This is a genomic window from Cellulosimicrobium sp. CpK407 (genome assembly GCF_051844275.1).
In the GTDB taxonomy this organism is placed as follows: Bacteria; Actinomycetota; Actinomycetes; order Actinomycetales; family Cellulomonadaceae; genus Cellulosimicrobium; species Cellulosimicrobium cellulans_G.
Genome location: NZ_JBGNYC010000012.1, coordinates 1 through 23,476 on the forward strand (window position 1 = coordinate 1; position 23,476 = coordinate 23,476).

Consider the following 23,476-nt stretch of genomic DNA (forward strand, 5'->3'; position numbering starts at 1 on the left):
CCGCCACGATCACCTACGACCCCAACGCCCGCCCCGCGCTCATGGGCGACCCCGCCGACGCCCGCGCCCGGATCGAGGCGCTCGTCGCGCTCGCCGACGTCGTCAAGGTCAGCGACGAGGACCTCGCCTGGCTCGTGCCCGGGACGGACCCCGTCGCGGTCGCGCGCGACTGGCTCGCGCTCGGCCCCGCGCTCGTCGTCGTCACCTACGGCGGCGAGGGCGCCCTCGCCCTGACCGCGGCAGGCGAGCAGCGCGTCACGGCCCCGCGGGTCGAGGTCGTGGACACCGTCGGCGCGGGCGACTCCTTCATGGGCGCGCTCCTGGACGGGCTCTGGGACGCCGGCCTGCTCGGCGCCGACCGCCGCGACGCCCTGCGCGCCGTCGACACCGCCACGCTCACCCGCCTCCTCGAGCGCTGCGCCGCCGTCGCCGCCGTCACCGTCTCGCGCGCCGGCGCCAACCCACCGCGCCGCGCCGAGCTCACGACCGCCTGAGCGGCCGAGCATGGGATCTCGTCACCGCGAGCTCTCGGCCCTCCACGACGACGTCGTGACGCTCGCCCGGTCCCGGTGTGAGCGGCCGGCTCTGCCGAGGGAATCACGTCAGGCCGTGGTGGGCCCGGAGACGTTCACCAGCCACCCGACGCCGAACCGGTCGGTGAGCATGCCGAACTCGTCTCCCCACGGCGCGGTCTCCATCGCCATGACCTCCCGCGCGCCGTCGGAGAGCGCGGCGAACCACGCACGGAGGCGCTCGCGGTCGTCGGGGCCGCCGAACAGCGCGACCGACGCGTGGTCCGTGAGCGTCGTCCCCGGCGGCACGTCGGACGCCATGAGCGTCCCGACGCCCTCGATGGGGAGCTGGGAGTGCATGACCTTCGTGGCCTGCGCGGGATCGTCGACGGGCCCGATCGAGTCGTAGGTGCTGATGTCCGGCGCGACGCCGAAGACGGTACCGTAGAACTCGACGGCCTCGCGGGCGTCGCCGTCGAAGTTCAGGTAGGGGCTGAGCTGAGCGGCCATGATGACCTCCACGTCGTGGGTGCGGACCTGACTCGTGTAGGGACCGGTGGCGACGCCCGGACTGAGCGGACCGCCGCTCCGTCGGTCGGCTAAGGTGTGCGCGGCCCGACGGCGCGGCCACCGGACCGCGGGCCGCTCACCCGCGTGCGGCCCACGGACCGAGGAGCGCGACAGGGGGAGCGGGCGTGCAGCGCAACCTCGTCCACGTCTTCGACGTGACGGGCGCGGACCCGGCGCTGCTCGACGACGACCCGACCGTCCGCCGGTGCCTCGACGCGATCGTCCGCCACGCGGGCATGACGCCGCTCGGGGAGGCCTCCCACCGCTTCGAGCCGCAGGGCACGAGCGTCGTGATCCTCCTCGCCGAGTCCCACCTCGCCGTGCACACGTGGCCCGAGCACGGCACCGCCTACGTGACGCTCACGACCTGCCGCGCCCCGGCGTCCGCCACGTTCACCGACGACGTGCGCACCCTGCTCGCCGACGCGCTGGGCGCGGCCGACGTCGCCGTGCGGAGCCTCGTGTGAGCCGGACCCGACCGCGGCTCGCGATGCGGGTCGGCGAGGACCTCGTCGGCACGCCGCCCCAGCGCGCCACGCCGCGCGCCGTCGCCGTCCTGTCGACCGTGCACGGCGGCACCACGTTCACGTGGGAGGAGTGGCAGCTCCTCGGCCACGACGGCTCGGACGTCTGGGTCGAGTACGACCACGACACCCGCGACGTCACGCTGCTGCACCCGACCGAGGCGTGGCCGCCCGTGGTCGACCTCTCCGCGCTGCACACCGGGCGCACGCTCGCCCTGCGCCTCGACGGCCGGCAGCACTCGCTCGTCGTGCGCGAGCGCGGCACGGGTCGTGTCGAGCACGTCGAGGGGCAGTTCGCCGAGCCGTTCGTCGTGGGGCAGCAGGTCGAGTACGTCGACCTCTCGGCCCACGGGACGATCGTCTCGATCGAGCGCACGACCGGCCCGCTCGGTCCCGTGACCGCCGTCTACCGCGGCCGGCGCCTCGACGCCGCCGAGCAGCGCCGGCTCTTCGGTCGTCGCGTCGCGCCGCGCACGCTCCCCGGGGGACGGTTCGTGGCCCTCGCGGTCGCCGGCGTCGTGCTCGTCGGGCTCTTCGCGTCGTGCACGGCGCGGGCCGCGTCCGGCGACGGGGCGTGCACGCCCCGCACCGTCGAGACCGTCGCGCCCTCAGGCCAAGTGACCACCACCGAGCAGGGCAGCACGTGCGTGCGCCGCACCGTGTACGGCGGCGGTGGCGGGGGTCTCGGCAAGTGACCCGCCCGACCGTCGGAGGCCCTTGCGGGCGGGACGCCGTGCCCGGCCGCCGACCGCCGTTCCTGCCCGACGCACCCGACCGCCCCACGACCTGACTCCGGGAGACACCGTGATCGCAACCGCCGCCGCCCCGCTGGCGTTCCTCTGGTCCTTCTTCTCGACCATCCTGTACTCGGCGCTCGGCATCGTCCTGCTGCTCGTCACGCTCGTCGTCGCCAACAAGGTGTTCCGGCTCAACCTGCACCGCGAGCTCGTCGACGAGCACAACGTCGCGTTCGGCGTGATGATCGCGGGCCTCGCCGTCGCGATCGGCCTCATCATCGCGGGGACGATCAGCTCCTGACCGTGCTCGACCAGGAACAGCTCCCGCCCCGCGCGCCCGCGGCCCCCGAGGACGGCGTCGCCCCCGCGGCCGGCCGCGCCGGGCGCGCGCACCGCATGGACCGACCGACGGTGTTCGCCGCCGCGCTGCTCGTCGCCGTCGGCGGCCTCGTCTACGAGCTCATCCTCGGGACGGCGGCGTCGTACCTGTTCGGCGACTCCGTCGTCGCGTTCTCCGTCGCGACGGGGCTCACGCTGTTCGGCATGGGCCTCGGCTCGCTCCTCGCGCCGCGGCTCCAGCGCACCGCGGGCCTGAGCTTCGTCCGCAACGAGCTCGTGCTCTCGCTCCTCGGCGGGACGTCGGTGCTCGCGCTGTTCTGGGCGTACGCGTCGACCGAGCTCGCGTGGGTCGTGTTCGTGATCCTGTCGCTCGCGATCGGCACGGCGATCGGCGTCGAGATCCCGCTGCTCGTCGCGGTGCTCAAGGAGCGGGGGAGCGAGGGGTCCGTCTCGCTCCTGTCGAAGGTGCTCGCGCTCGACTACTTCGGGGCGCTCGCGGCGTCGCTGCTGTTCCCGTTCCTCCTGCTGCCGTACCTCGGGCTCGTCCGCACCGCGTTCGCCGTCGCCGTGCTCAACGTCGCCGTCGCGGCCTTCATGCTCGCGCGCATGGGCCACCCGCCGCGCTGGACCGTCCTCGCCGGCGTGACGCTCGCCGTCCTCCTCGCGGGGTTCGCCGCGTCCACGTGGCTCGAGACGCGCATCAGCGCCGGGATGTACCAGGACCCGGTCGTGGCGCAGGAGCGCAGCGCGTACCAGCAGGTCGTCGTCACCGAGTACCGCGGAGACACCCGGCTCTACCTGGACAACCAGCTCCAGTTCTCGTCCGTCGACGAGGCCCGCTACCACGAGACCCTCGCGCACGCGGCGATGACGTCCGTGGCCGCGCCCGCGTCCGTCGCGATCCTCGGCGGCGGCGACGGACTCCTCGCACGCGAGGTGCTGCGGTACGACTCGGTGCGGGAGGTCACGCTCGTCGACCTCGACCCCGCGGTCACCGACCTCGCGCGCGAGAACCGGCTCCTCACCGACCTCAACGAGCACGCGCTCGACGACCCGCGCGTGACGGTCGTCAACGCCGACGCCTTCCGCTGGGTCGAGGACACCCCGCAGGCGTTCGACGTCGTGCTCGTCGACCTCGTGGACCCGTCCACCGAGCGGGTCGCCAAGCTGTACTCGCAGGAGTTCTACGGCATGGTCGCCGCGCACCTGCGGCCGGGCGGCGCGTTCGCGACCCAGGCGACGTCGTCGTACTTCACGCCGGACGCGTTCTGGCAGGTCGTGTCCACCGTCCGCGCCGCGGCGCCCGACCGGGCGGTCGTGCCGCTCACGATCAACGTCCCGTCGTTCGGCGAGTGGGGCTTCGCGCTCTCCCTCCCCGAGGACGGGGCGGTTGGCGGGGCCGGGGCGCCCGACGACGTCCCCGGGCTCTTCGCGCGCACGCCGCTTCCCGAGGGCCTGCGGTTCCACGACGCTGCGTCGCTCGCCGCGACCACGCACCTGCCCGCCGACAATCCGCCGCGCGACCTGCCGCCGTCGACCCTGCTCTCCCCGACGGTGCAGCGCACGTACCAGGAGGACATGCGCGCCTGGCGCTACTGAGCCGCGTGCGCCACGGCTGGGAGAGGGTGTGCGTCGTCGCTGCAGTGTTCCGCACGCGCTCGTCCCGTGCACAGATCGAGTTGGAGCCACCGGCGCGGGCCATTCCATGCAGAACGTAGGCCAGGGCACGATCGGTGAACTCCTGATTCCCCTGCCGCCCATCGAGGAGCAGCGAGAGATCGTCGCGCGGATCGAGGCGAGGACTGCACGGATCGATCGGCAGATCCACGTCGTCCGCCGCGAGATCACGTCGCTCGAGGAGTTCCGAACGCGGCTTAAAGTCGGATGTGGTGACTTGACAGGTCAACGTGAGTTCGATCGCGGCCGTGCTACCACCGATCGACCCCGCCGAGGGGTTCGCTGCACCGTTGGGTGCATCTGACCTGGCCAACAAAGATAGCGATTCGACCGCCGCGGACCGATACCCGAACGTCCATCTGGGAGCGCACGCGTAGCGCCGGGAGTTCATCGGGTCAAGCCTCGCGCGATTCCACGGCGTCCAGGAATCGGTGCATCCCCGAGGAAGGGTTGTTGCGAGGGAATGGCGTCCCGTCCCTTTCGTGCCGCGTGTCGAGTGCGCGGGCACGTCGAGCGGCGTCGTGCCGTAGCGGGAGGATCACCGCGGGATCGAGGGCTTTGCCATTGACGCCGTGGCAGGCATTGGCCGCGGTCTCCGCATCATGTGTCGTCGTACCGGGGCGGTTCCAGTCCCGGTGGTGCAGCACGAGCCAAACCTCGAAGCACGGGTTGGAGACCGCCACCCGGATCCCGTACGCCTCCGCGAGACGTAGTGCTTCGTCAAGATGCGGATGCTGGTGCGGGTGTTCGACGTCGAACAAGCACCACACCTCGTCCACCTCCTCGCGGCTCGTGTACGGGATCGCCGCTTGCACGAGTGGGAGCGGTACGTCGCGCTCAGGAGCGAGTTCGATCGTGAGTGCGGTACGACCGCCGATCTCCGGCACGCGCTTGAGCCCACGAACGTAGGCAGGTTCGGAGACCTTGCCCTCGCACAGCACCACTATCGTTCGCCGCTCGGCTCGCGCGCCCGCCGAACGGCGTAGCGGCTTGCTCGGCCTCCTGCGTCGACCCGCCACCCGCGTCAGCCGATCAGACCGAGAGTGCGCAGAAAATCAGTGTGGTCGACGTCGGGCAGCCCGCCGAAGCGTCCCCCCAGGTAGCCGCGAGCGAGATTCTGTGACGTGCGTACTCGCTCTCCGGCGAAGTTCGAGAGTGCGCCAAGACGTGTAGACCCATCCGGTCGCTTTTCCGTCAACCACACCTCGTCGCGGTTGAGCTCGTTTAGCAGACTCGTGTCGTGAGAGGTGAAGACTAGTTGGGCGCCATGCGGGTTTGTGGCTGGCTCGCGGAATAGTCGCAGCAACTCTGCGGAGAGGGTCGGGTGAAGGCTCGCGTCGAGTTCGTCAAACACCACGATCGACCCGCGTTCTAGGGCGTGAAGAATCGAGGGGATGAGATGGAACCAAGCTTGAGTTCCTGCTGACTCCTCGGAAAACTCTAACGGTCGACGATCGTTGCCGGCGCGATGTAGGAGTGTCGGCCGTCGCCTAGTCCGGGAGTCACCGTCCTCGTAGGTGACCGTTTCTTCGATGTAGACAACGTCGTCGACACCCAGATCCGCCAACCGGAGAAGGGACACCGCCCGTGCTCGCCTGCTGGTAAACATTTCCTCGTCGTCCCCGAAGAGTGAGGGTTGGGCGACCGCTCGCCCAGCGTTGAACACGCTCTCCGCGGCGCGCGCGCCAACTCCGTACGTGTAGCCGCGGAAGTCGCGAGGGCCTTGGCGGAATCCGGCTCTGACTCCATGCACTTGCAGGCGTGAGATCGCCTCGGTTACCGGTGCTACGGCATCAACGTCGAACCGGCGCATCAGGGACAGCGTCAACGTGCGTTCAGTGAGCAACTGCCGAACTGCGGAGAGTTGCGTTGCCCCGCGGGGGACCTCGAGGTCGTTGCCCTCGCGCTCGAAGATACGCCGCGACCGCTTCTTGGGGTACTCGAACAACGCCTCGTACTGAACCGCGTCCGGCGTGAGTTCCAGGAGGTACTCGTAGCGAATTCCGTTCGACTCGAGGTCGAGGGTGAAAGACGTGACGCGGTCCGTCTGGTCCGTGAACGCGAACTGCTCGACGGGGATCGAATCCTCCCATCCGCGTAGCGAGAAAAGAACGGCCGCGCGGAGCCAGGCGAGGGCCTGCACGACGCTCGACTTGCCAGAGGCGTTCGGGCCGTAGATACCGGCGAGCGTCACGAGACTCTCGCCCAGCGCGGCGTGCTCGCGAGCACCCGGGCGGTCACGGTCGATCGCAACCATCGACAACTGGACGGGGGTATGGATCGACCGGAAGTTCTCGACCTCGAACCGGATCAGCATGCACCAAGCCTACGCATCATCGGCAGTTACAGCACCAGTTCCGTCGACTCTCCACAGAATCGACCGGCTGTGTGTCATCCTGGTCCGGGTCCGATCGCGCCAGCGAGGCAGGAGGCAGGGTGGAGCAGGGGTGTTACCGATGTGGTAACGGGGTTTGCTATGCTTGAGGTGACGTACGCCAGCGCGCACTTCGAGCGGGTCTGCACCGACGAGCGCGCGATGCGCAAGGAGGTGGGGGCTGAGGTCGCGAAGGCACTGAGGAGAAGGCTCGCCGAGCTGCGCTCTGCTGAGACGATGGCTGACGTCCTCGACGGGCCAGGCAGGTGGGAGCAGCTCACCGGCGACAGGCGAGGCACGTGGTCGGCACGGGTCTCCGCAAACTGGCGGCTCATCGTCGAAGTGGCCGGCGCCGACTCGACGTCCGTCGTCGTCGTCCGGCTCGAGGACTACCACTAGTGATGACCCAGGGGAGGGGCGCCATGACTGCACAGCCGAATTACGCCGTTCCGACCGGCGAGTTCATCCAGGAGTGGCTCGAGGAGAACGGCATCAACGCCGCTGAGCTCTCTCGGCGTCTCGGAGTCTCCCGCAAGCACGTCAGCGAGCTTCTACGAGGCAAGGTGACGCTCTCGCACGAGCTGGCTATCGGGCTGGAGAACGTGACCGGTGTCCCTGCGCGACGGTGGAACCAGCTCGAAGCCCTCTACCAGGAGGACAGGGCTCGCCTGGCGGTCGACGCCGTGCTCACCGGCCAGCATGCGCGCGCCACGGCATTCCCGCTGTCCTACCTCCGCCGACTCGGCTTCATCGACGCTCCAGCCCGGGACAAGGCCGGCACGGTCCGCCAGCTCGCACGGTTCTTCAAGGTGGCAGACCTGGATGCCTGGGACCACTCGTGGGCGCAGAGCGCGGTCGCGTACCGCAAGGCGGCGACGCGCAGTGCGTGCTCCGAGCACCTGGCCACCTGGCTGACGGTCGGCGAACGGTGGGTCGATCTCGACGATCTGCCGCCCTTCGATGCCGCGCGTCTCGAAGCCCTGCTTCTGCCGCTGCGCGCTCTGTCGCTCGAACCCCGCGATGCGCCGGAACGGGCTCGCGCGATGCTGGCGACAGTCGGGGTCGCGCTCTGCTATGTCCCACCGGTCCCGGGCCTGGGCGCCTATGGTGCGACTCGTTGGTTGCAGGGGCGTCCGATCGTCCAGCTCTCACTCCGCGGCAAGTCGGACGATCAGCTCTGGTTCACGGTGTTCCACGAGCTTGGCCACGTTCTCCTGCACCCGCATAGTGGGTTGTACGTGAACACGGACGAAGACTCTGCCGAGCACGAGGCCAACCAGTTTGCCGCGGACCTGCTCATCCCGCCTGGTGCCGCCGAGGCGCTCCCACGCAATCGCAGCAAAGCGGCTGTCAGAGAGATCGCCCGGCAGATCGGTGTCTCACCGGGCGTTGTCCTCGGGCGGGTGCAGAGACTAACGGGCGACTACGCTTGGGGGCACGATCTCAAGGTGAAGTATGAGTTCGGGGCCGACCACCACGGATGACTCGAGCGCTGTGACCGGCTGGACCCGTGACCGGCTGGGTTTCCACCTGCGAGTATGGGGCGCCGCCCAGCCGCGGAGGGGGGAGCGGGATGAGCAGGCTCGACGAGGAGTTGCTGGGGGAGCGCGATCGTTGCGGAATGATCTCAAATGAGCCGTACGGGGGCTGGACGCAGGGCGACCCGCAGGATGTGAATGGTGCCTATGCGCTCGACGTCGCTCGGTTCGACCCGTTCCTCGCCGACACACAGCCCCAGGTGCGGGATGCCCTGGACCTGTCCGGGCCGTTCTCGTCCACCGCGCGGCACGGGTTCCCCTCTCGCCTGCAGGGCGAGATCACCCGCCGCGGCGTGGTCGCCATCCCGCGTGACGGGGTCCTGCACCGGGCGTACCACGTCGAGGTCTGCTATCCGTTGCCTCCGCGGAGAATGCCGCTGCTGCGGCACTCCCATGCGCAGAACCGGTTCACCGTCACCCGGCAGGTGCAGTACAGCACCACGAACGAGAACTCGCTGGACCTCGTCACGTTCGTCAAAGGCATCGCCGTCGCCACGTTCAAGCTGAAGAACCAGATCACCAAGCGCAGCGCCTGAGCCTGCCGGTCCGGGCGTCAGCTATCACCCGCCACGGCCTCCAGCGCGTCGAGTGCCGCGAAGGGGTCGTCCGGGCGGGCCGGGTCCGGGCTCGTCGCGACGAGCACGACGCTCGACACCCCGCCCGCGCCGAGCTCGGCGAGCCGGGCGCGGAAGGCGTCCGGCGGACCGACGACGGCGAGCGCGTCGACCCACGCGTCCGGCATCGCGGCGGCGAACGCCTCGGGGGTGTCGCTCGCGTCGCGCAGGGCGCGGAAGTCGTCGGCGAACGGCAGCGGGTCGATCTGCGCCGACCAGTCCGCCTCGCCCAGGACGGCGAGGCTCGGCCGGACGATCGCGCGGGCGGTCGCGACGTCGTCGTGCACCGCGCCGAGCGAGAACGCGACGACGCGGTGCTCCGGCGGGGCGGCGTCGCCCGCGCTCGCCCGCCCGGCGTCGACAGCGGCGCGCGCGACGGCCAGGTACTCGGGCGTCACGGGCATGTCGAGGATCGTCCCGTCGGCGACGCGGCCGGAGACCTCGAGGGAGCGCGGGCCGCGCACCCCGGCAAGCACGGGCGGCGGCGAGGCGGGCGGGGCGTGCAGCGCGACGTCGTCGACCGTCACGTACCGGCCCGAGACCGTGACGCGCTCGCCGTGCAGCAGCGCGCGCACGGCCGACGTCGTCTCCTCGAGCATCGCGAGCGGGCTCGTGGGCCAAACGCCGATCTGCCGCATCCACGCGGGCATGCCGTGCCCGATCCCCAGGTGCAGGCGGCCCGGGTGCAGGGCGGCGAGCGTCGCGGCCTCCATCGCGGCGGTCGACGGCGCGCGCGTCGCGGCGGGGAGGATCCCGATGCCCACGGTGAGGCGCTGCGTCGTCGCCAGGACGGTCGCCGCCTGCGCGATCCCGCCGTGGAAGGTGAGGTCCTCGACGACCCACACCTCGTCCAGACCCACCTCCTCGGCGCGGCGCGCGAACGGCACGATCTGGTCGGCGGGCAGCTCGCGCGGCAGGATCACGCCGAGCGCAGGAGTCGTCGTCGAGGTCGCCATGCCGCGACCGTACCCTGACAGCGCTCCCAGGGGCTGCGCCCGCCACCGGCGACCGCAAAGACCTGGCCGCCCCGGGTGCAGCCCGCCTACCGTCGAGGCATGACCGTGCTCGACGACGACGCCCTGGCCGCCCTCGACACCCACCTGCGGGCGGCGGCCGACGCCGACGCGTTCTCCGGCGTCGTGCGGATCGAGCGCGACGGCGACGTGCTCTTCGAGCGCGCGTACGGCGTCGCGTCCCGGCGCTGGGGCGTCCCGGTCCGTACGAGCACGCGGTTCGACGTCGCGTCCGTGACCAAGCTGTTCACCGCCGTCGCGGTGCTCCAGCAGGTCGGGGAAGGGCGGCTCGGGCTCGACGACCGCATCCACGACCACGTCGACCTCGCGGGCACGACGATCCCGCGCGAGGTGACGCTCCGGCACCTGCTCACGCACACCTCGGGCATCGCCGACGACGCCGACGAGGAGGCGGGCGAGTCGTACGAGGCGCTGTGGGTCGACCGGCCGAGCTACTCCGTGACGCGCACGGCCGACTTCCTCCCCGGCTTCGTCCACAAGGAGCCGAACTTCCCGCCGGGGGAGGGCTGCCGGTACTGCAACGTCGGGTTCGTCCTCGCGGGGCTCGCGCTGGAGAAGGTCACCGGGACGACCTACCGCGGGTACGTCCGCGAGCACGTCTTCGCGCGCGCCGGCATGGACCGCTCCGGGTTCTTCCGCATGGACGAGGCCGAGCCCGACGTCGCGGAGGGCTGGGAGCCCGTCCGCGAGGGCCCGGACGACGAGGGGCCCGTCACCGGCTGGCGGCAGAACATCTACTCCTACCCGCCCGTCGGCTCGCCCGACGGCGGCGCGCACGTCACCGCGCGCGACCTCGCCCGGTTCTGGGCGGCGGTCCGCGGCGGCGAGCTCCTGCCGCCCGACCTCACGCGCGCGTTCCTCACGCCGCAGGTCAAGCACGACGACGGCGACACGGACGAGACGGACGACAAGGACGCCGAGGGCGTCGAGCGCGCGGCGAGCGTGCACTACGGGTTCGGGCTCGAGTTCGAGCTGCTCGCCGACGGGTCCGTGCGCTCCGCGTACAAGGAGGGGATCAACACCGGGTCGAGCGCGATGCTCCGTCACTACCCGGACGCGGGCGGATCCGTCCCGGACGGTCTCCCGCCGGCCGGGGCGCCGGGCGTGACGGTCGTCGTCGTCTCCAACGGCGAGGCGGGCGCCTGGGACCCGGTCCGGAGGATCGACGCGCTGGTGCGCGGCTGACGCGGGCCGGGCAGGGTCCGTCCGGGCGGCTTCGCACGAGACCTCCACACGGTCTCGCCCGCATCGGCCCAGCGGGGTCCCGACGCTCGCCTAGGCTCGGGGACCATGCCCTCCGGACTCTCGACCGCCCTCTCGGCCGCCCTGCCCGCCGCGTCGACGGCGGAGCCCGCGCTCGACGGCGTCGCCGGCTGGGCTGTGAACCTCATGGAGACGCTGGGGCCCGTCGGCGCGGCGATCGCGATCGCGCTCGAGAACCTGTTCCCGCCCCTGCCGAGCGAGATCATCCTGCCGCTCGCGGGCTTCACCGCGAGCCAGGGCAGCTTCGGGCTCGTCGAGGCGATCGTGTGGACGACGGCCGGGTCGGTCGTCGGGGCGCTGGCGCTGTACCTCGTCGGGGCGCTCGTCGGGCGCGAGCGCACGCGCTGGGTGGCGGAGCGCCTGCCGCTCGTCAAGGTCGCGGACGTCGACCGCACCGAGCAGTTCTTCCTCAAGCACGGCGGCGCGACCGTCTTCTTCGGTCGCTTCATCCCGATCTTCCGCAGCCTCATCTCGATCCCGGCCGGGGTCGAGCGCATGCCGTTGTGGAAGTTCCTCGGCCTGTCCGCGGCGGGCAGCCTCGTGTGGAACACGATCTTCGTCTACGCCGGGTACGCGCTCGGCGAGCAGTGGCACGTCGTGGAGGAGTACGCCGGCGTGCTCCAGAAGATCGTGATCGTGGTCGTCGCGGCCGCGGTCGCGTGGTTCGTCGTGACGCGCGTCTGGCGCTGGGTGAACGACGACGAGCGCCCCGCCCACGCGCGCGGCGCGCGGTCGTCGTCGCCCGCCCGGGACGAGGCCTGATCCTGCGCACCGCCTGACGGTCCGGACCGGGGGCGCCCCGACGCGGCGTCTCCGCGCTCGTGTCGCGGCAGCGCCCGGGGCCGGCCGCCCGCGCGGTCGGGGCACGCCTGACGGATGATCGGAGCGTGCCCGACGAGACCCCCCGACCGAGCGCGTCGCCGAGCCCGTCACCGAGCGCGTCGTCCGGCGCGTCGCGGGCCGCGCCTGCCGCCGGGGCCGACGACGCTCTCGTCGCGACGGGGCGGCACTCCCCGCTCGCTGCCCAGCGGCACCGGGTCCGCGTGCGCCGGGTCGCCGCGACCGTCGTCGTGGTGCTCGCGGTGCTCTCGCTCGCGGGCCTCGTCGCGCGGCGGCTCTGGGAGCGGCTGACCGTCTTCCAGGACTTCCTGCCGGGCGTCGAGGCGAGCAGCCGCGCGTCGAGCATCCTGCTCGCCGCGGTCGTGCTGCTCCTCACGGCGCGGGGTCTGCGCAACGGCCACCGGCTCTCGTGGGTCGTCACGTGCGCGGTGCTGGGCCTGACGGCGGTCGCGCACCTGGTGCACCACCGGCACGCGCTGCCCGCGGTCGTCGTGCTGCTCGCGGTCGGGTGGCTCCTCACGCAGTGGCGCGCGTTCCCCGTCCTGCCCACGCGGCGCGCGGTGCGCCGGGCGGTGCTGCTCCTCGTCGCGATCGGCGTCGCGCTCGTCCTCGTCGTGGTCGCGGTCGCCGTGGTGCTCGCGGCGCGCGACGCCGACGACGCCGAGCTCGAGGCCGCCGCACGAGTGCTCGCAGGGATCGCGACCGTGCTCAACCTCGTGCTCGTGGTCCTCGTGCTGTGGTGGCTGCTCTCGCCGCGAGCCCCGCGGCCCGCGACGCCCGCCGAGCACCTCGCCGAGCGGGAGAAGGCGCGCGCCGTCGTGGCGGCGCACGGGGGCGGCACGCTCGACTACTTCGCCCTGCGCGACGACAAGGACTGGTTCTTCGTCGGCCACGGGGTCGTGGCCCACTCGGTCCGCAACGGCGTGTGCCTCGTCTCGCCCGACCCGGTCTGCCCGCCGGCCGAGCGCGAGCTCGTCTGGGCCGAGTTCCTCGACCACGTCGCGCGCAACGGCTGGAAGGTCGCGGTCGTCGCGGCGGGGGAGCCGTGGCTGCCCGTCTACGAGGCGTCGGGCCTGCTCCCGGCCTACCTCGGCGACGAGGCGACCGTCGACTGCCCGTCGTTCACGCTCGAGGGCAAGGCCCACAAGTCGCTGCGCCAGGCCGTGAACCGCGTCGCACGCGCCGGCTACACGACGACCTTCCACGACCCCACGACCCTCGACCCCGCGCTGCGCGACGAGATCGCCGCGATGAGCGACGAGTCCCGGCGCGGCGAGGACGAGCGCGGGTTCTCCATGACGCTCTCGCGCCTGTTCGACCCGCGCGACACCGGGCTCATGCTCTCCGTCACCCGGTCCGCCGAGGGGCGCGTGGACGCGTTCTGCCAGTGGGTGCCCGCGAGCGACATCGACGGCTGGTCGCTCGACGTCATGCGGCGCCGCCTCGACGTCCCCGACCTGCCGAACGGCCTCGTCGACGCGACGATCGTCGCGACGATCGCGGAGCTCGTCGCGCGGGGCCAGCGCGGGCTGGGCCTCAACTTCGCCGTCCTGCGGGAGCTCATGGAGGGCGAGCGCGACTCGCGGCTCGACCAGCTCGTGCGGCCGGTCGTCAAGAGGTTCTCCGAGGGCACGCAGGTAGAGACGCTCGCGACGTTCAACGACAAGTTCGACCCCGGCTGGACGCGCCGCTACGTCGTCCTCGACTCCGCGGAGCAGGCCGCCGCGCAGGCGCTCGTCATGGCCGGCGCCGAGGGGGTGACGGAGATCCCCCTGATCGGCCGCTTCCTGCGCGGGGTGGGCTCTGCGCCGGCGGAGCCCGCTCCCGAGGCGCCGCCGGGCCCGGCCGCCGCAGCCGGGGGCGAGACCTCGTGATCCTGTCGCTCCTCGCCGCCGTCGCCGCGAGCGTCCTGTACGCGGTGAGCACCATCATGCAGGCGGTCGCGACGCGCCGGGCGCACGGCCTCGCGGTCGTGGCGCAGCCGCTCGTCATCGGCGGGCTCGTGGTCGACGGCGTCGCGTGGCTCCTCTCGCTCCTCGCCCTCGACCACCTGCCGCTGTTCGTCGTGCAGGCCGTCGTCGCGGCGTCGCTGGTCGTCGTCGTGCTGCTCGCGCGGCTCGTGCTCGGCGCGACGCTGCGCCGTTCGGACCTCGTGGCGATGGGCGTCGTCGTGCTGGGCCTCGTCGTGCTCGCGCTCGCGGCGGGGGAGCAGCCCGCGACGCACCCGCCGGCAGGCTTCGTGACGTGGGTGAACGTCGCCGGGGCCGCCGTCGCGGTGGGCACGGCCGCCGCGTACCGGCGCGGGCACCCCGTGCTCCTCGCCGTGCTCGGCGGCCTCGGGTACTCGGTGGCGGCGGTGGCCGCGCGCGGGGCCCACGCGTCCGGCGACCTCCTCGACACGGTGTTCCAGCCGCTGGCGATCGCGATCGTGCTCGGCGGCGTCGCCGGCGCGCTCGCGTACCTGCGCGCGCTCGAGCGCGGCGCCGTCGGCACCGTCGCCGCGACGGTGTCCGTCCTCGAGGTGCTCGTGCCCGGGATCGTCGGGCTCGCGGTGCTGGGCGACGTCGTGCGGTCGGGCTGGGCCGTGCCCGCGGTGCTCGCGACGCTCGCCGCGGTGGGCGGCTGCGTCGTCCTCGCGACGAGCCCGGCGAACGCCGCGGCGGAGGAGTCGGTCCCGACGCCCGCGGCCCCGGACACGACCTAGGGTGGCCGAATCGACCCGCCGAACCCGGGGTCGCTCCCCACGCGCACGGCTTCCTGAGGAGCCGTCCCGGGTTCGGCACCGAGGGAGGAGAACGATGCGCACACCCCTGGACGTCCTCACGCTCGACGAGCTGCGCCGTCGGACGTCGGTGAAGTGGCGCGCGTTCGACCCCGACGTGCTGCCGCTGTTCGTCGCGGAGATGGACGTCGCGCCGTGCGAGGCCGTGGTCGACGCCGTCACCGCGGCCCTGCGCGCGGGCGACACCGGGTACGACGTCGGCACCGCCTACGGCGAGGCGTACGCGCGGTTCGCGGAGCGCCGGTGGGGCTGGTCGTTCGACGCGTCGACGTCGCGCACCCTGCCCGACGTCATGCTCGCGATCGTCGAGGTGCTGCGCGTGCTCACGGCACCGGGCGACGCGATCGTCGTGAACCCACCCGTCTATCCGCCGTTCTACGGGTGCACCGCGAACGAGGGGCGGCGGGTCGTCGACGCGCCGCTGGGCACCGACGGGCGGCTCGACCTCGGCGCGCTCGAGCGCGCGTTCGCCGACGCGACGGGCGTCGCCGCGAACGGGAGCGGGCCCGGGAGCGGGCGCCGCGCCGTCTGGCTCGTGTGCAACCCGCAGAATCCCACCGGGACGATCCACACCCCCGCGGAGCTGGACGCCGGGCTCGCGCTCGCCGCCCGGTACGGGGTGCGCGTCGTCGCGGACGAGATCCACGCGCCGCTCACCCGCCCGGGCCTCGACGGCCGCCCGGCGACGACCCACACCCCGCTCCTCGCCGTCCCGGGCTCCGAGCGGGCCGTCGCGATCGTCTCCGCGTCCAAGGCCTGGAACCTGCCGGGGATCAAGGCGGCGGCGGCCGTCGCCGGACCGGACGCCGCCGACGACCTGCGCCGGATCCCCGAGGAGGCGAGCCACGGCGTGCAGCACGTGTCGGTGCTCGCGCACGTGGCCGCGCTCGACCACGGGGAGGCGTGGCTCGACGCCGTGCTCGCGGGCGTCGAGCGCAACGCGTGGCTCCTCGCCGACCTGCTCACGGAGCACCTGCCGGAGGTCGGCTACCGCCCCGGCGAGGCGACCTACCTCGCGTGGCTCGACTGTCGGGGGATCGACGGCGTCCCCTCCTCCGACGGCGCCCCGGCACCGGCGCGGGACCCGCGCGGCTGGTTCCTCGACCGGGCGCGCGTCGCGCTGGAGGACGGGCGCCGGTTCGGCCCCGGCGGCGAGGGCCACGTGCGCCTCAACCTCGCGACCGGCGTCGACGTGCTCACCGAGGCTGTGGAGCGCATGGGCACCTCCCTCGCGCGATCCTGACGCCCGGCGCCCCGGCGCCCCGGCGACCGACGACTTCGCGCCGCGCGCACGGTCATCACCTCGACCGACAGCCCGACCAGCACCCCGACCCCCGGAGGCACCATGCCGTTCGATCCCGTCCCCCTCGACCGCACGTTCACCGCGCCCGTCGGCGTCGACGTCAAGGGCGACACCTGGCCCTGCGTCGAGGTGCCGGAGGCGCGCGAGATCTTCGGGTCCCTGCGGTCGGTGCGGGTCGACGCGACCGTCGACGACGTCCCCCTGCGGAACGTCGGGCTGATGCCGACCGGCGCGGGCGGCCTGATGCTGTCGCTCAACGCGGCCGTGCGCAAGCGCCTCGGCAAGGACGTGGGCGACACCGTCACCGTGCGCCTCGAACGACGTCTGAGCTGAGGCCCGCCCGCGACCCGTCCCGCGCGACGACGCCCGTCGCGTCGGGCGGGATGGGCAGCGCTCCCCATCGCGGCGGACGTGCGCGCCGCGTAGCGTCGGCGTGCGACCGTCGAGACGAGGCTGTCGACACGTGCGCGTGAGGGGACACGCGCAGGTGCGGGGAGGAGACGGCATGAGCGGCTTGTGGGGCGCCGACGTCCGGGCGCTGCGCGCGCTCGCGTCGACCCTGCGCGGGGGTGCGGACGCGCTGCGCGCCCACCGGGCGCAGGTGACGTCCGTCGTCGACGCCGCGACCCGCTGGGAGGGCCCCGACGCCGCGGAGTTCCGCGGCGACTGGGCCGCGAGCCTCGGACCCTCGCTCGCCGCCGCCGCGACCCTCCTCGACACCGCGGCCGACCAGCTCGCCGCCGACGCCGACCAGCAGGAGTCCGCGAGCAGCGACGGCGGCGGCACCCTGGGCGGCCCCGGCGGCGGCCCCACGTCGGGACCCGGCGGCCCCCGGCAGAGCGTCCCCACGCCCACCCCCGCCGAGTACGCCGCGATGGACGCGAGCGAGCGCGCGGAGTGGCTCGCGAGCGCGACGGACGCCCAGGTCGCCGCGCTCTACGCGCAGCTCGTGCGGCTCGGCGTCGACCCGGACTCGCCCGGCTTCTCGGACCTCGTCGTCGCGCACTGGACGCGCGTCGCCGCGGCCGAGGCGGGCTTCGACTTCGCCGACTGGGACCCGTCCGCCGGGGCGTCCGCGAACCGCGAGATCATCGAGGGCGTCTACACGTACTACGGCGAGCTCTACCTCGACCAGCCGTGGATGCAGTGGGCCGGCATGGCGGCGATGATCGGGCCGTCGTTCGCCGCCGGGTTCTTCGACCTCGACATGATGCGGCAGCTCGCGCAGGACGTCGCGACCGGTGCGCGGGCCCTCCCGCCCGGCGTGGACCGCGCGGCCCTCGAGGCGATCGCGACCATGACCGACGCCGAGCTCGGGTTCTACGAGAACCAGTTCCTGTCGATGCAACGCGAGATCTTCGTCGACCAGGCCGTCATGCACGAGGCGTACCTGAACGGCGGCATGGAGGAGATGGAGCGGCTGCTCGAGGCCGGCGTCATCGACGACGCCGCGTACCAGGCGTGGGCGGACATCGAGGCCGGACGGGCGGGTGACGCGCAGGCGCTCGCGGACGGCAACACCGCGCTGCTGTGGCGCGAGCAGAACCAGATCATCGCCGACGACTGGCAGACCATGCGCGGCCACCCCGTCACGGGCGAGGCGTTCACGTACCTCATGACGCTCGTCGGCGAGCCGTCGATCCCGGGCGCGGGCACGTACGCGCAGTACGACCCCTTCACGGTGAGCGTCGAGACGCCCGGCCCGGAGAACCTCGGCATCCCGTTCACGGGCATCTCGTTCGACAACCCCGTGCAGGGGACCGTGACGGTCGAGACCCCGCTCCCGGGCGGCAACATCGCCGACCAGGCGACGCGCTGGGAGTACATCGCGAACGACACCCTGCCCGCCTACCAGCAGCTCGTCACCCAGCACCCGGACCAGGCGGCGCAGATCATCGGCACCGACGTCTCCGACCGGATCGACGACTACCGGCTCACGAACCCCGCACGCATCGGCCGCATCCTTGACAGACTGACCGAGTGGGACGTGGACGTGGACCAGTGAGCCGGCTCGGCCTGGCCGGGCGGCGGCGGACGGCGACTCGGGCCGCGGTCGTCGTGCTCGCCGGCTCGCTCGTCCTGACGGCGTGCACCGTGACGTTCGGTGGTCCGGACGACGCGACCACGAGCCCGGGCGGGACGAGCACGGCGACCGGAGGGACGGCGTCGGGCGACGAGGCCGGGACGACGACGATCGAGGACATCGAGAGGGGCGAGCCCATGCGCTGGGACGTGAGCAGGCCGATCACCGCGGAGTCCGTGGGGCTGGGCGAGTCGCAGGCCGTCGTGCGGGTGCCCGACGGCGCGGCGCAGGTCGAGCTGACCCTCCCGGACGGGACGTGGTCCACGACGGCCGAGGAGCTGACGATCCAGCCCCGACGGGGGTACGTGAGCACGATCAACGTGTTCCGCACCTTGTCCGGCGGCCAGGCGGTCCACGACCAGCTCGTCGCCGACGCCGAGGTCCTCGGCTTCCCCCGGTCGCAGGTGGACCGCTGGCTCGACGAGCTCCCGGCGTCGCTCGACGCGTTGCGCACGGGCGGGACGCGCGAGCGCACGGGCATCAACGGCTCGAACGGCGACGTCGTCACGTCCGTGCAGATCAGCCACGAGCCCGGGCCGGGCGGCGACGAGAGCATCCGGCTCTGGTACGCGATCAGCCCGGTCACCCCGGACTGACGGCTCGGCCGGCCTCCTCCGCGTGCCCGGCGTGAAGAACCGGGGGACGAACCGGGCCGGTTCGTCCCGAGCGCCCGGGACGTCCGGGGCGTGAGGTAGCGTCCCTCCCGTCCCGAACGGCACGGAGCAGGGGAGCAGCGAGTGAGCAGCGTCGCGCACGACCACGGCCGGACGACCACGCAGGGCCGGCCGCGCGTCCGGCACCGGGCAGTGCGCTGGGCGAGCGCCGCGGTGCTCGCGCCCGTCCTGGCCCTCCCGCTCGCCGCGTGCACGCCCGACCGGCCGGAGGCGCAGGACGCGGCGGACGCGCTCGCGCAGGCGATCCAGGCGGGCGACGTGAGCGGTCTGGAGTTCCGCAACGGCGCCGCGAAGGACGTCCAGGCCCACCTCGAGGCGGTGCTCGAGCCGCTCGCGCCGTACGAGCGCACGGTCGAGGTCTCGACGGTGGACGTCGTGGAGGAGGGCGACGACGCGGGCGACCGTGCGACGGCGACGCTCGCCTACCGCTGGGAGGTCGCCGGGGAGCAAGCCTGGGAGTACACGACGACGGCGGAGCTGACGTTCGCGGAGGCGGCCGACGGCGAGGACGGACCCGGGGCGTGGGACGTCGTGTGGGAGCCGGACGTGCTCGTCCCCGAGCTCGGCCAGGGCGACCGGCTCGCGGTGAAGCGCGTGCCCGCCGTGCGTGCGGGCATCCTCGGCGCGGGCGACGTCCCGATCGTCCAGGACCGGCCGGTCTACCGGATCGGCGTCGACAAGACCCTCGTCGCCTCGGGAGCGTGGGACCGCGCCGCGCGCGAGCTCGCCGCGATCGTCGGGCTCGACCCCGAGGAGTACGCGCAGCGCGTCGCCGGGGCGGGGGAGAAGGCGTTCGTCGAGGCGATCACGGTCCGTACCGAGGACACGGCGGGGGTCGACGTCGACGCGGCGCGCGGGGTCGACGGCGTCCGCGTGCTCGACGACGAGCTCCCGCTCGCGCCGACGCGCGAGTTCGCGCGCCCCATCCTCGGGCGCGTGGGGGACGCGACGGCGGAGATCGTCGAGGAGTCCGAGGGGGCGATCGCCGCCGGCGACCAGGTCGGTCTCTCCGGCCTCCAGCGCCAGTACGACGAGCAGCTCCGGGGCGTCCCGGGCCTGTCGATCGAGGTCGTGCCGGGCGAGGGCGACGCCGACGGCGAGGTGACCGAGGTCTTCTCGGTGGACCCGGTGGACGGCGTCCCCCTCAGCACGACCCTCCGGCCGGACATGCAGGTCGCCGCCGAGGCGGTGCTGGCGGGGCAGGGGCCGAGCGCGATCGTCGCGATCCAGCCCTCGACCGGAGCCGTGCTGGCCGCGGCGAGCTCGACGGCGGGCGAGGGCCTCTCGACCGCGACGACCGGCCAGTACGCGCCCGGCTCGACCTTCAAGGTCGCGACGACGCTCGCGATGCTGCGCGCGGGGCTCACGCCCGACACGACCGTCGCGTGCCCGCCCACGATCTCCGTGGACGGCCGCGAGTTCCAGAACGTCCCGGGCTACCCGACGGCGGCGCTCGGCGACGTGCCGCTGCGCACCGCCTTCGCCAACTCGTGCAACACCGCGATGATCGGGCAGCGGGACACGGTGACGCAGCAGGCGCTGCACGACGCCGCCGCGTCGCTCGGGCTGGGCGTCGAGTCCGACCTGGGCGCCCCCGCGTTCTTCGGCGACGTCCCGACCGACTCGCAGGGCACCGAGCACGCCGCGTCGATGATCGGGCAGGGCAAGGTCCAGGCCTCCCCGCTGGCGATGGCGACCGTCGCGGCGAGCGTCGCCGCCGGGCACACGGTGGCGCCCGTGCTGGTCCACCCGGACGTGCAGACCGTCGCCGACGAGCAGCCCGCGAGCACCCTCACCGAGGAGGAGGCGGCGACGCTGCGGGACCTCATGCGCGCCGTCGTCACCGAGGGGTCGGCGTCGATCCTCCAGGACCTGCCGGGGGAGCCCGGCGCCAAGACCGGCACCGCGCAGTACGGCGACGGCAGCCAGTCCCACGCCTGGATGATCGCGACCCAGGGGGACCTCGCGGTCGCCGTGTTCGTCGAGACGGGCGACGGCGGCGCCGTCACCGCGGGCCCGCTGATGCACGCGTTCCTCGACGCGCCCAACGCCTGACCTCGCGAGAGAGCGACGCCCGGCCCCGGACCCTGGAAGAACGGTGCCGGGCGTCGCTCTCTCGGCGGGGGATCGCTATCTCGCGGAGGCGGGGGAATAGGGTCCCCGGTCGGGTCGTTGTGCACCAGCGGGTATGATCGGTTGCCGCGGGCGTCCGTCTGCCCGCTTTCCAGCGAGAACCCACCGTTCCGGGAGAACCTTCGTGTTCGTCAGCGTGCCTGCCTGGCAGCTCACCCAGCGCCGCGACGTCGACCTCCGTCGAGTCGCCAGCGCGCTGTGTCGCTGACCCCCCGTCGCCGCTGACGCCTCTCCGCCTCCGCACACCCGTCAGGACCCCGGGTCGCCTCGCGACCCGAGCCGCTGACGTGCGTGGCGCGCCCCGCACCGTCAGGACCTCACGCCGTCCGGCCTGATGCCCTGCCCGGGCCGTGCTGCTGCCGGCGCCCCGCGACGACGTCCCGAGCCCCTCTCCCGAGAGCGGGCGCTCGTGCGCCCGCGACACCCGAAAGGTCCCCTGTGTCCTCGACCCCCTCACCGGCCTCCTCGAAGGCCGGCTCGCAGCAGGTGAGCCAGGCCCCGGCCGCCGCACCCGCGACGAAGAAGCGCCGGTTCCCCTCGTTCAGCGTCCAGATCCTGCTGGGCCTCGCGGTCGGCGTCGGCCTCGGTGCCCTCGCCCTCGCCATGGGCCCGCAGGACGCGGCCGGCGAGGTTCCCAACGGCCTGACCACGACGCTCGACACCGTCGGCTCCTCGTTCGTCACGCTGCTCAAGGCCGTCGTCCCGCCGCTCATCTTCACCGCGATCGTCGCGTCGATCGCGAACTTGCGCACCGTCACCAACGCGGCGCGCCTCGCCGGCCAGACGCTCCTGTGGTTCGCCATCACCGCGGCGATCTCCGTGGCCGTCGGCATCGGCCTGGGCCTGCTGTTCAACCCGGGCCAGAACGCCTCGGTGTCCGTCGACGACGCCTACGAGGCGGGGCGCACCGGCACGTGGCTCGACTTCCTCACCGGCCTCATCCCGGGCAACGTCCTGGGCATCGGGGCGTCGACCCGCCTGACGACGGGGGACGACGGCGCGCTCACGGGTGCCGCCGAGACCTCGGTGAACTTCAACGTCCTGCAGATCCTCGTCGTCGCGCTGGTGATCGGCATCGCCGCGCTCAAGTCGGGCAAGAAGGCGGACCCGTTCCTCGCGTTCAACCGCTCCGCGCTCGCGATCGTGCAGAAGGTGCTGTGGTGGATCATCCGCCTTGCGCCGATCGGCACCGCCGGCCTCATCGGCTACGCCATCGCGGCCTACGGCTGGACGTCGCTCGCGTCGCTCGCGTGGTTCGCCGTCGCGATCTACGTCGGCCTCGCGGTCGTGCTGTTCGTCGTCTACCCGATCCTGCTGCGCACCAACGGCCTGAAGATCTCGAGCTACTTCCGGGGCGCATGGCCCGCGATCCAGCTCGCGTTCGTCTCGCGCTCCTCGATCGGCACGCTGCCCGTGACGCAGCGCGTCACCGAGCGCAACCTCGGCGTGCCGAGCGAGTACGCGTCGTTCGCGGTGCCGCTGGCCGCGACCACCAAGATGGACGGTTGCGCCTCGATCTACCCGGCCATCTCGGCGATCTTCGTCGCGCAGATCTTCGGCATCGACCTGTCGATCACCGACTACCTGCTCATCGCGTTCGTCTCCGTCGTCGGCTCCGCCGCGACCGCGGGCCTCACCGGCGCGATCGTCATGCTGACCCTCACGCTCTCGACCGTCGGCCTGCCGCTCGCGGGCGTCGGCCTGCTGCTGGCGATCGACCCGATCCTCGACATGGGCCGCACCGCGGTCAACGTCGCGGGCCAGGCGCTCGTCCCGACGATCGTCGCCAAGCGCGAGGGCATCCTCGACCTCGAGAAGTACGAGTCCGCCAGCGCGGAGGACCTCTTCGTGGACGAGGACGACGCGTCCGAGACGACCGCCACCGAGACCTCGGCGACGACCGAGACCGAGGAGGCCACGCCGTCGGCCACCAAGGAGCCGGCAGGCGCCTCCGCCTGACGCGCCCACGCGCCGTCGAACACGACATGGGTGCCGTTATCCACGGGATAACGGCACCCATGTCGTTCTCGGCGTCAGGGCTGGGGGCGACCCTCGCGCAGGACCGCGAGGCGCGAGCGGTACTCCTGCTCGTCGATCTCGCCGCGCGCGTAGCGCTCGCCGAGGATCGCGACGGGGTCCGGGCCGGTGGCGCGCCAGCCGTTCGGGCCGCCCGGGCCCCAGCCGCGGCGTGCGCGGCGGGCGACCAGGAAGATCACGGACGCGAACAGCAGGAACCACAGCAGCGGGAAGACGAACCACCACGGTCCGGGTCCCCAGCCGGCGTGCGCCACGGACGCGACGGCCTCCGTGGGGACCACGGCCCCGGTGAGTGCGGTGAGCATGACGACCTCCGGTGTCGGTGCGCCCCGCCGGGCGGCGGGGGCGGCCGTGATCCGGCCGCACCTCCAGGCTTCCCGGTGCCCGACGCCGCGTCGTCCCCCGTGCGTGCCGACCTCGCTCGTCCCGCGGTGCCGGTCCG

At 73.0% G+C, this 23,476-nt stretch carries 24 protein-coding genes; 19 read left to right on the plus strand and 5 right to left on the minus strand.

Annotated elements, in window-relative coordinates; translation table 11 throughout:
- The coding region (locus ABWU78_RS07470; RefSeq protein ID WP_439157991.1) for a PfkB family carbohydrate kinase at positions 1–494 on the plus strand (494 nt) is incomplete at its 5' end.
- A 108-nt stretch (positions 495–602) separates the two neighbouring features.
- Here the strand turns inward: ABWU78_RS07470 and ABWU78_RS07475 are convergent.
- Positions 603–1,022 carry a VOC family protein gene (locus tag ABWU78_RS07475; RefSeq protein WP_439157992.1) on the minus strand — a complete coding sequence of 140 codons (420 nt, stop codon included), beginning with the start codon at positions 1,020–1,022 and terminating at the stop codon, positions 603–605.
- Positions 1,023–1,207: 185 nt separating this feature from the next.
- Here ABWU78_RS07475 and ABWU78_RS07480 point away from each other — a divergent pair, with 185 nt between their 5' ends.
- The 4 genes from ABWU78_RS07480 to ABWU78_RS07495 all read left to right on the plus strand — a co-directional run bounded on the left by ABWU78_RS07480 (position 1,208) and on the right by ABWU78_RS07495 (position 4,281).
- Positions 1,208–1,549: an S-adenosylmethionine decarboxylase family protein gene (locus ABWU78_RS07480; protein WP_439157993.1), complete on the plus strand. Its 342-nt coding sequence runs from the start codon at positions 1,208–1,210 to the stop codon at positions 1,547–1,549.
- Positions 1,546–2,301, plus strand: coding sequence for a DUF4178 domain-containing protein (locus ABWU78_RS07485; protein WP_439157994.1), 756 nt, complete (start codon positions 1,546–1,548; stop codon positions 2,299–2,301). Before ABWU78_RS07480 ends, ABWU78_RS07485 begins: the two co-directional genes overlap by 4 nt.
- A gap of 109 nt (positions 2,302–2,410) precedes the next feature.
- Positions 2,411–2,644, plus strand: coding sequence for a DUF350 domain-containing protein (locus tag ABWU78_RS07490; protein WP_047231757.1), 234 nt, complete (start codon positions 2,411–2,413; stop codon positions 2,642–2,644).
- 2 nt (positions 2,645–2,646) lie between these two features.
- Positions 2,647–4,281, plus strand: a complete 1,635-nt coding sequence (locus ABWU78_RS07495) for a polyamine aminopropyltransferase (protein WP_439157995.1) — start codon at positions 2,647–2,649, stop codon at positions 4,279–4,281.
- A 473-nt stretch (positions 4,282–4,754) separates the two neighbouring features.
- On the opposite strand, the gene ABWU78_RS07500 is transcribed toward ABWU78_RS07495, so the two are convergent.
- Together ABWU78_RS07500 and ABWU78_RS07505 are read right to left on the minus strand one after the other, a co-directional pair.
- Positions 4,755–5,303 (minus strand): RloB family protein, encoded by a 549-nt coding sequence (locus tag ABWU78_RS07500; RefSeq protein ID WP_439157996.1) that lies wholly within the window; start codon positions 5,301–5,303, stop codon positions 4,755–4,757.
- Positions 5,304–5,383: 80 nt separating this feature from the next.
- Complete coding sequence (locus tag ABWU78_RS07505; RefSeq protein ID WP_439157997.1) at positions 5,384–6,676, minus strand: AAA family ATPase; 1,293 nt, start codon at positions 6,674–6,676, stop codon at positions 5,384–5,386.
- Between the two features lie 159 nt (positions 6,677–6,835).
- On the opposite strand from ABWU78_RS07505, the gene ABWU78_RS07510 reads away from it, so the two are divergent.
- From ABWU78_RS07510 to ABWU78_RS07520, 3 genes are all read left to right on the plus strand, one after another.
- On the plus strand, positions 6,836–7,132 hold the full coding sequence (locus tag ABWU78_RS07510) for a type II toxin-antitoxin system RelE/ParE family toxin (protein ID WP_439157998.1): 297 nt from the start codon (positions 6,836–6,838) through the stop codon (positions 7,130–7,132).
- Positions 7,133–7,155: 23 nt separating this feature from the next.
- Positions 7,156–8,217, plus strand: coding sequence for an ImmA/IrrE family metallo-endopeptidase (locus ABWU78_RS07515; RefSeq protein ID WP_439157999.1), 1,062 nt, complete (start codon positions 7,156–7,158; stop codon positions 8,215–8,217).
- Positions 8,218–8,306: 89 nt separating this feature from the next.
- Entirely contained in the window at positions 8,307–8,807 is a 501-nt protein-coding gene (locus ABWU78_RS07520; protein WP_439158000.1) for a type I restriction endonuclease, read from the plus strand.
- A 17-nt stretch (positions 8,808–8,824) separates the two neighbouring features.
- Here the strand turns inward: ABWU78_RS07520 and ABWU78_RS07525 are convergent, their stop codons facing one another.
- Positions 8,825–9,841 (minus strand): LLM class flavin-dependent oxidoreductase, encoded by a 1,017-nt coding sequence (locus ABWU78_RS07525; RefSeq protein WP_439158001.1) that lies wholly within the window; start codon positions 9,839–9,841, stop codon positions 8,825–8,827.
- Positions 9,842–9,940: 99 nt separating this feature from the next.
- On the opposite strand from ABWU78_RS07525, the gene ABWU78_RS07530 reads away from it, so the two are divergent.
- From ABWU78_RS07530 to ABWU78_RS07580, 11 genes are all read left to right on the plus strand, one after another.
- The gene (locus ABWU78_RS07530; protein ID WP_439158002.1) at positions 9,941–11,104 is read left to right on the plus strand and encodes a serine hydrolase domain-containing protein; all 1,164 of its coding nucleotides are present in this window, start codon (positions 9,941–9,943) and stop codon (positions 11,102–11,104) included.
- A 105-nt stretch (positions 11,105–11,209) separates the two neighbouring features.
- Positions 11,210–11,944: a DedA family protein gene (locus ABWU78_RS07535; RefSeq protein WP_439158003.1), complete on the plus strand. Its 735-nt coding sequence runs from the start codon at positions 11,210–11,212 to the stop codon at positions 11,942–11,944.
- Between the two features lie 125 nt (positions 11,945–12,069).
- Positions 12,070–13,896, plus strand: coding sequence for a bifunctional lysylphosphatidylglycerol flippase/synthetase MprF (locus ABWU78_RS07540; RefSeq protein ID WP_439158004.1), 1,827 nt, complete (start codon positions 12,070–12,072; stop codon positions 13,894–13,896).
- Positions 13,893–14,726 (plus strand): hypothetical protein, encoded by an 834-nt coding sequence (locus ABWU78_RS07545; protein ID WP_439158005.1) that lies wholly within the window; start codon positions 13,893–13,895, stop codon positions 14,724–14,726. The genes ABWU78_RS07540 and ABWU78_RS07545 overlap by 4 nt, the downstream gene beginning before the upstream one ends.
- A gap of 94 nt (positions 14,727–14,820) precedes the next feature.
- Positions 14,821–16,047, plus strand: coding sequence for a MalY/PatB family protein (locus ABWU78_RS07550; protein ID WP_439158006.1), 1,227 nt, complete (start codon positions 14,821–14,823; stop codon positions 16,045–16,047).
- 102 nt (positions 16,048–16,149) lie between these two features.
- Entirely contained in the window at positions 16,150–16,440 is a 291-nt protein-coding gene (locus tag ABWU78_RS07555) for a DUF1905 domain-containing protein (protein WP_253051902.1), read from the plus strand.
- A 172-nt stretch (positions 16,441–16,612) separates the two neighbouring features.
- Positions 16,613–18,112 carry a WXG100 family type VII secretion target gene (locus ABWU78_RS07560; protein ID WP_439158007.1) on the plus strand — a complete coding sequence of 500 codons (1,500 nt, stop codon included), beginning with the start codon at positions 16,613–16,615 and terminating at the stop codon, positions 18,110–18,112.
- A complete protein-coding gene (locus tag ABWU78_RS07565) occupies positions 18,109–18,786 on the plus strand; it encodes a hypothetical protein (RefSeq protein WP_439158008.1) in 678 nt (225 codons plus the stop codon). The genes ABWU78_RS07560 and ABWU78_RS07565 overlap by 4 nt, the downstream gene beginning before the upstream one ends.
- A 141-nt stretch (positions 18,787–18,927) precedes the next feature.
- The gene (locus tag ABWU78_RS07570; protein WP_353707134.1) at positions 18,928–20,919 is read left to right on the plus strand and encodes a penicillin-binding transpeptidase domain-containing protein; all 1,992 of its coding nucleotides are present in this window, start codon (positions 18,928–18,930) and stop codon (positions 20,917–20,919) included.
- A gap of 133 nt (positions 20,920–21,052) precedes the next feature.
- Positions 21,053–21,205 (plus strand): putative leader peptide, encoded by a 153-nt coding sequence (locus ABWU78_RS07575; protein ID WP_353707135.1) that lies wholly within the window; start codon positions 21,053–21,055, stop codon positions 21,203–21,205.
- Between the two features lie 278 nt (positions 21,206–21,483).
- Complete coding sequence (locus ABWU78_RS07580) at positions 21,484–22,956, plus strand: dicarboxylate/amino acid:cation symporter (RefSeq protein ID WP_439158052.1); 1,473 nt, start codon at positions 21,484–21,486, stop codon at positions 22,954–22,956.
- 74 nt (positions 22,957–23,030) lie between these two features.
- On the opposite strand, the gene ABWU78_RS07585 is transcribed toward ABWU78_RS07580, so the two are convergent.
- Positions 23,031–23,339: an SHOCT domain-containing protein gene (locus tag ABWU78_RS07585; RefSeq protein WP_253051910.1), complete on the minus strand. Its 309-nt coding sequence runs from the start codon at positions 23,337–23,339 to the stop codon at positions 23,031–23,033.
- Between the last annotated feature and the right edge of the window lie 137 nt (positions 23,340–23,476).

Coding starts and splice junctions, on each gene's coding strand:
- ABWU78_RS07475 (WP_439157992.1), bottom strand. CDS start 1,022: ATGGCCGCTCAGCTCAGCCCCTACCTGAACTTCGACGGCGACGCCCGC.
- ABWU78_RS07505 (WP_439157997.1), bottom strand. CDS start 6,676: ATGCTGATCCGGTTCGAGGTCGAGAACTTCCGGTCGATCCATACCCCC.
- ABWU78_RS07510 (WP_439157998.1), top strand. CDS start 6,836: ATGCTTGAGGTGACGTACGCCAGCGCGCACTTCGAGCGGGTCTGCACC.
- ABWU78_RS07515 (WP_439157999.1), top strand. CDS start 7,156: ATGACTGCACAGCCGAATTACGCCGTTCCGACCGGCGAGTTCATCCAG.
- ABWU78_RS07520 (WP_439158000.1), top strand. CDS start 8,307: ATGAGCAGGCTCGACGAGGAGTTGCTGGGGGAGCGCGATCGTTGCGGA.
- ABWU78_RS07525 (WP_439158001.1), bottom strand. CDS start 9,841: ATGGCGACCTCGACGACGACTCCTGCGCTCGGCGTGATCCTGCCGCGC.
- ABWU78_RS07530 (WP_439158002.1), top strand. CDS start 9,941: ATGACCGTGCTCGACGACGACGCCCTGGCCGCCCTCGACACCCACCTG.
- ABWU78_RS07535 (WP_439158003.1), top strand. CDS start 11,210: ATGCCCTCCGGACTCTCGACCGCCCTCTCGGCCGCCCTGCCCGCCGCG.
- ABWU78_RS07550 (WP_439158006.1), top strand. CDS start 14,821: ATGCGCACACCCCTGGACGTCCTCACGCTCGACGAGCTGCGCCGTCGG.
- ABWU78_RS07555 (WP_253051902.1), top strand. CDS start 16,150: ATGCCGTTCGATCCCGTCCCCCTCGACCGCACGTTCACCGCGCCCGTC.
- ABWU78_RS07560 (WP_439158007.1), top strand. CDS start 16,613: ATGAGCGGCTTGTGGGGCGCCGACGTCCGGGCGCTGCGCGCGCTCGCG.
- ABWU78_RS07575 (WP_353707135.1), top strand. CDS start 21,053: ATGATCGGTTGCCGCGGGCGTCCGTCTGCCCGCTTTCCAGCGAGAACC.
- ABWU78_RS07585 (WP_253051910.1), bottom strand. CDS start 23,339: ATGCTCACCGCACTCACCGGGGCCGTGGTCCCCACGGAGGCCGTCGCG.